Origin of the sequence: Streptomyces sp. RP5T (assembly GCF_003933965.1) — a bacterium.
Lineage (GTDB): Bacteria > Actinomycetota > Actinomycetes > Streptomycetales > Streptomycetaceae > Streptomyces.
The window spans coordinates 1-2,661 of record NZ_RSAJ01000853.1 but is presented as its reverse complement, the minus strand read 5'-3'; the positions used below and the strand labels follow the sequence as shown (position 1 = coordinate 2,661).

General features: G+C 73.1%; 3 protein-coding genes. All 3 read left to right on the top strand.

Annotated elements, in window-relative coordinates:
• Positions 1-991 (top strand): glycerophosphoryl diester phosphodiesterase membrane domain-containing protein (locus tag EHS43_RS42025; protein ID WP_260470964.1); only part of this gene is annotated, 991 nt, incomplete at its 5' end.
• 31 nt (positions 992-1,022) lie between these two features.
• Positions 1,023-1,751 (top strand): DUF4129 domain-containing protein, encoded by a 729-nt coding sequence (locus EHS43_RS42020; protein WP_125195737.1) that lies wholly within the window; start codon positions 1,023-1,025, stop codon positions 1,749-1,751.
• The coding region (locus EHS43_RS42015) for a DUF4350 domain-containing protein (protein WP_148104265.1) at positions 1,748-2,661 on the top strand (914 nt) is incomplete at its 3' end. The genes EHS43_RS42020 and EHS43_RS42015, both read left to right, overlap by 4 nt.

The window sequence follows — 2,661 nt, the reverse complement described above, 5'->3', positions numbered from 1 at the left end:
CCCCCCGCCCGCGGCCAAGCCCGGTGTGATCCCGCTGCGCCCGCTCGGCGTGGGCGAGATCCTCGACGGCGCGGTCTCCACCATGCGCACCTACTGGCGCACGGTCCTCGGCATCTCGCTGACCGTCGCCGTCGTGACCGAGGTCCTCGTCATCCTGCTCCAGGGCCTCGTCCTGAACGACAGCGCGGGGACCGAGGCCCTCAACGACCCCAGCGCCAGCGCCGACGAGCTCACCCGCGCCCTGGGCGAGACCATGCTCGGCTCCACAGTCGTCTTCCTGATCTCCCTGATCGGCACGGTCGCCGCGACCGCCCTGCTGACGACCGTCACCAGCCGGGCCGTGCTCGGCAGGCCCGTCACCACCGGTGAGGCCTGGCGCGACGCCCGCCCGCAGGTGCCCAGGCTGTTCGGACTGATCTTCCTTCTGCTGCTCATCACCTTCGGCGTGCTCGCCGTCGGCGCCCTGCCCGGCATCCTCGTGGCCGCCACGGGCTCCGACGGCGGCGGCATCGCGCTCGCGATCCTGGGCGTCCTCGGCGCCGGCGTCGTCGCGCTGTGGCTGATGATCCGCTTCTCCCTGGCCTCGCCCGCGCTGATGCTGGAGAAGCAGACCATCGTGAAGTCGATGAGCCGCTCCACGAAGCTGGTGCGCGGTTCCTGGTGGCGGGTCCTCGGCATCCAGCTGCTCGCCGGGCTCATCGCCAACATCGTCGCGGCGATCGTCGTCATCCCCTTCACCTTCCTCGCCGCGGCGCTCAGCGGCGAAGGCGTCGGCGGTTTCGTCAACGGCACCGGCGACCTCGGCTGGACGTTCCTCATCATCAGCGGAATCGGCTCGGTGATCGGCTCCATGATCACCTTCCCGATCTCGGCGGGCGTCACCGTGCTCCTCTACATCGACCAGCGCATCCGCCGCGAGGCCCTCGATCTCGAACTGGCCCGCGCGGCTGGCGTCCAGGGCTACAACACCGGCCCCACTCCGGGGAGCTGATGCGGTGAACCTGCCGGGGGGATTGGTCACCATGCTGCGCGCCGTCGACACCTCCATGCTGTCCACGGCACGGTCCGCCGACGAACCGCCGCTGACGATCCCGCGCGACCCCGCGCGGGAGGCGGCCCGCCGCGAGCTGTCCAAGCGCATGTACCACGAGAACGACCCCAGTTGGTTCCAGCGCGCCCTCAACGCGTTCTGGGACTGGGTCGACAAGCTGTTCAACGCCGCCTCGTCGGCGACCCCGGGCGGCGCGCTCGGCCTGGTCGTCGTCATCGCCGCGGTCGTCCTGGTCGTCGGCGCGCTGTGGTGGCGCCTGGGCACCCCGCGCCGCGGGCCCGCCTCCTCCGCCGCGCTGTTCGACGACCGCCCCCGCAGCGCCGCCGACCACCGCGCGGCCGCCGAGGCCCACGCCGCCCAGGGCCACTGGAACCAGGCCGTGCAGGAGCGCATGCGCGCGATCGTCCGTTCCCTGGAGGAACGAGCCCTCCTCGACATCCGTCCCGGCCGCACCGCGGACGAGGCCGCCGCGGAAGCCGGCCGCGCCCTGCCCACCCACGCCGACCGGCTGCGCTCCGCCGCCCGGGACTTCGACGACGTCACGTACGGCGGCAGGGCCGCGACCGAGCAGTCGTACCACCGCATCGCCGAACTCGACCGCGACCTCGAACGCAGCAAGCCGGTCCTCACAAACAGCACAAGCAGCACGAGCGACAGCCACAGCGCGGACCACAACGCCCGCCGGGGAGCCGCCGAATGACCACCGAGGCCACGCTCCCGTCCACCTCGGCCTCGCCCACCGCCCGCCAGGTGTGGACCCGCGCGCGAGGCGTCGTACTCGCCCTCGTCCTGCTCCTCGTCGCGGCCGTGGTGATCGCGGCGATCCGCTCCACCGAACGCCACGGCAGCCTCGACCCGCGCTCCGCGGACCCCTTCGGCAGCCGCGCCGTCGCCGAACTCCTCGCCGACCGCGGCGTCGACACCCGCGTGGTCACCACCCTGGACGAGGCACGCGCCGCGGCCGGCCCCGACACCACGCTCCTGATCGCCGTGCCCGACCTCCTGACACACCGCCAGCAGAGCGAACTGCGCACCGCGACCGCCGACTCCGACGGCCGCACCGTCCTCGTCGCCCCTGGCAGCTGGTCCGTCGAGCGCCTGGCCCCCGGCGTCGTGGCGGATCCCGCCACCAGCCTCGACTCGACGCTCTCCCCCGACTGCGGCCTGCCGGCGGCCCGCCGCGCAGGCAGCGCCGACACGGGCGGCATCCGCTACACCGTCACCCACCCCGGCAACGACGAGTGCTACCCCAGCGAGCGCCTGCCCACCCTGGTGCGTGTCCCGGCGGACTCCGGGGACGGCGACACCGTCGTACTCGGCGCGCCCGACATCCTCTACAACGACACCCTCGACGAACAGGGCAACGCCTCGCTCGCCCTCCAACTCCTCGGCTCCCGCCCCCATCTGGTCTGGTACCTCCCCTCGCTCGCCGACTCCTCCGCCACCGACCCGGACGCGGAGAAGAGCTTCGTCGACCTGCTCCCCTCGGGCTGGCTCTGGGGCACACTCCAGCTCTTCTTCGCGGCAGCACTCGCCGCCCTGTGGCGGGCACGCCGACTCGGCCCCCTGGTCCCCGAGAAACTCCCCGTGGCGATCCGCGCCTCCGAGAC